Genomic DNA, 3,303 nt, shown 5'->3' on the forward strand with positions numbered 1-3,303 from the left:
TGCACTTGAAACAGCACTTCCAAAGGGCATAACAAGATCGTACTCAGTACTATCAAGGGCTTCCTTAAGATTTGATTCACTTATAGCTTTGAATGCGACATTGAAACCAGCTTCTTTGGCAGCGGATTCCATAAGATCAACGCCGATTCCTGCAATCTTGCCGTTGTCTTTATCAATGTAAAACATAGGACATCTGTCTACAGGCACACCGACTGTAAATTCTGTAGCAGGAGAATCAGACGAGGCATAAACAGGCGTCAAAAAGACTCCCAGATAGATTACCAGGAAAAGGAGGGCTATGCTGATAGTAGTATGGATCCTTTTTGATTTCATGATACACTCGCCTTATTGTTTGTTCTTTGCTTTAGATACTCACACTTAATTCTAACATTATTATGTTAAAATACGATAAATAATAAATAACAAATCGATAAAGGCGACTTCTAGTATTCCGGCATTGCTAACTTATGCGTATACGGGACTTGAACCAGGGATTCACGGAGCACCATTAGAACATAAAAAAAGTGTTCCGACGCTATATGAGTCATCGGAACACCATAGACCGACGCAGCATGGCATTTCCATCCTTGCAATAGTAACATCCCTTATGTCCTTGTTACTGATAACTTCTGTCAGTTTCTCAGTGTAATCTCCCTCATCCGGTTTGGGACATCCGATCATTGTAAACCTGCCTTGCATCAGAAAAAGAAAAGTATAAAACTTTATTCGACAGGGTAAATGAAACAACAATACTATATAATTCGAGGCATTTAAGCTCTCTTATGTTTAAAGTGATGCTGTCTGGGTTTGTGCTTAAATGCAACTATGTTTAGAGGCTTTTCATCCTTTTTTGCATAATTCTCATATGCCTTCTTATAGTGTTTCTGTCCGGCCCAGATATCGTCAGCTACAGGCGCCCACTCTTTTGCGTAATCATCACACTTTGCACACAGATGTTCAACACTTTCTTCAGACTCTTCATTGGTACCATGAGCTCCGGATATTTCAACCATGTCCCTTAAAAGAGCCGGATTTTCAAGCATTGGGCATGGCCTTAAATGATTCTTATTAAATGGCTGCCCCTTATGATATTCCATGAAAAGAGGACTTTGAAGCATCTCAAGTATTGAATGTGTATATATATTCGTGTTGGAGAAGTGGATAAATACGCATGGCTCAGCATCTCCGCTTGAATTGATGTGGAAGTAATTTCTTCCGCCTGCTATGCATCCGCCAACTGCTTCGCCATCATTCTGGAAATCCATAGGGAAGAATCCCAGGTCACATTTGTCACTTCTCAGGAATCTAATCTGATCCACCATCTTCTTTCTCTGTTCTACCGTTGGCATAAGCTCAGGAACAGCATTGTTTCCAACCGGCATATAGTGAAAGAAGAATCCAAATCTTGCTCCTTTTTCAGCTATAAACTCGATGAACTTAGGATCAGTAACTGCCTCGATGTTGTTTCTTGTATAGCAGATGGAAGTTCCATAAACTATTCCGTACTTTTTGAGTAGATCCATGGCATTCATTACTGCATCATAATGACCAAGGCCACGTCTTGCGTCATTAGTCTCAGGAGTTCCCTCGATAGAAAGCTGGAATGTGAGATTTCCAAGCCTTACAACTTCTTTACAGAAATCCTCATCAATAAGTGTTGAATTGGTATAGATAGAGAACTCAACATCATTGTGCTTTTCTGCCAGTTTCAAGATATCTTTCTTCCTTACAAGAGGTTCTCCTCCTGTCATCATGTAAAGATATACTCCCAGCTCTTTTCCCTGGGTAACGATTTTGTCCATATCTTCAAAAGACAGATTGTGCTTAGGTCCATAAGTACCTGACCAGCATCCCGCACAGTGCATATTGCAGGCGCTTGTAGGGTCAAAAAGAATAAGCCATGGGATATTGCATCCGTATTTTTCCCTGTTTGCCCTGATCATTTTTGTGCCTCTGAAAAATGCCTCATAGCCAAGATTGAGCATCATCATCTTTGCAACATGCGGATCTGTCTCATCTATTACTTTATTCAAAAACTTAACCCATCTGTTATCCGGATCTTTAAATGCCGCTCTTACTTTATCAAGGCTTTCTTTTCTGGCTCCATCTTTACCCCAGAATTTCTCTGCCTGGTCAACAAGCTTAAGATAAGTAGCAGTCCTGTTCTCCGTTTTATCGAGATTTGCAAGGAACCTGTCAATCAGTATGCTAAAAGCCTGTCTTTGTACTTTGTGAGAAATGTTTTTTGCTAATTCCATACTTGTTATGCCTCCCCAAACGATGCTACAATTATTCTGATGTAACAAGTGTAACGCCACAGCATATTAATAACAATGGCTCTACCATCGGACATGACAATATTTCGTTTAAGTGAACCGATGTTACATTCTTGCATTTTTTGTAACGTCGAGAGGGAGAAAAAATGAAAAGCTCAAAAGAATCTTTAACAGAAATGCAAAAAAAAGAAGTTCTGAGGATGAATAATAAGGAGTCCAATCAGCTGACAAGAGAGTGTCTGCAGCTTTCGCTTATGCATCTAATGAGCGAACACCCTTATGAGAAGATCACCATCAGCGAGATAGTACGCCGTGCAGGAGTATCAAGGACGGCGTTCTATCGAAACTATACAGATAAAGAAGATATCCTGCATGAGCTTGGGGATGAAATAATAAAGCGTATAGCGGAGATCAGCGAAAAGCCCGAACTGCACGAAAACCCACATCTGTGGTTCGAAGATATTTTTCGGGCTGTCAAAAACGATAAAGATATAATATCTCTGTTTGACCAAGCCGGAATTCTTCAGAATGAACTCTTTCTTGAAAAAGCGGTCTCAGAGCGGCTCTATCCTACAGCTGACCCAGAAAAGAAGTATCTCAGACTTGCTGCCGAAGCTGCCATTTTACAAATACTCATAAGCTGGTTCAGGGATGGGATGCAGGAAGACGAAAAACAAATGGCTGATATCTGCGTAAATATCTTTGATAACGCTTTGAGCAGACTGCCATAATTAACAAGGACCTCTTCTAACATGAGAAATGATCCTTCCTGGCGTAAACGAAGTAATTCTTGCGCATATGAAGCTTGACCCCGGAATTCCCTTAGCACCAATAGAACATAAAATTCCGATATAATGCTCATTCCAGCAAACTGGAATTGTTAGCACTCTGTCTTATTGCACCGGAGGCATAAAGCATAAAATGCAATCGCTAGAAACTGTGATACCACAGACACAGTGACAAGATACACAGGATTCAAATCATACAGGGCACCGAGAAGCCAACTGCCCAGAAACCACGCAATACC

Annotated in this window: 3 protein-coding genes and 1 pseudogene; 1 reads left to right on the plus strand and 3 read right to left on the minus strand. The window is 40.7% G+C overall.

All coding sequences use genetic code 11. From position 1 onward, the window contains the following. From G631_RS0115915 to G631_RS0115925, 3 genes and pseudogenes are all read right to left on the minus strand, one after another. A partial coding sequence (locus G631_RS0115915) for a transporter substrate-binding domain-containing protein (RefSeq protein WP_026490282.1) occupies positions 1 to 333 on the minus strand: 333 nt, incomplete at its 3' end. Positions 334 to 558: 225 nt separating this feature from the next. Then, positions 559 to 687 (minus strand): annotated as a pseudogene (locus tag G631_RS0115920) (4Fe-4S ferredoxin); the annotation flags it as partial. 83 nt (positions 688 to 770) lie between these two features. Beyond that, positions 771 to 2,258 carry a radical SAM protein gene (locus G631_RS0115925; RefSeq protein WP_026490283.1) on the minus strand — a complete coding sequence of 496 codons (1,488 nt, stop codon included), beginning with the start codon at positions 2,256 to 2,258 and terminating at the stop codon, positions 771 to 773. A 164-nt stretch (positions 2,259 to 2,422) separates the two neighbouring features. Between G631_RS0115925 and G631_RS0115930 the strand changes: the two genes are divergently transcribed. Then, the gene (locus G631_RS0115930) at positions 2,423 to 3,007 is read left to right on the plus strand and encodes a TetR/AcrR family transcriptional regulator (RefSeq protein WP_013282475.1); all 585 of its coding nucleotides are present in this window, start codon (positions 2,423 to 2,425) and stop codon (positions 3,005 to 3,007) included. The last annotated feature ends 296 nt before the right edge of the window (positions 3,008 to 3,303 follow it).

The sequence above is a fragment of the Butyrivibrio sp. XBB1001 genome (genome assembly GCF_000424505.1).
Classification (GTDB): Bacteria; Bacillota; Clostridia; order Lachnospirales; family Lachnospiraceae; genus Butyrivibrio.

Bases quoted from the DNA above. Each gene is read 5' to 3' on its own strand.
- G631_RS0115925 (WP_026490283.1), bottom strand. From the start codon at position 2,258: ATGGAATTAGCAAAAAACATTTCTCACAAAGTACAAAGACAGGCTTTT.
- G631_RS0115930 (WP_013282475.1), top strand. From the start codon at position 2,423: ATGAAAAGCTCAAAAGAATCTTTAACAGAAATGCAAAAAAAAGAAGTT.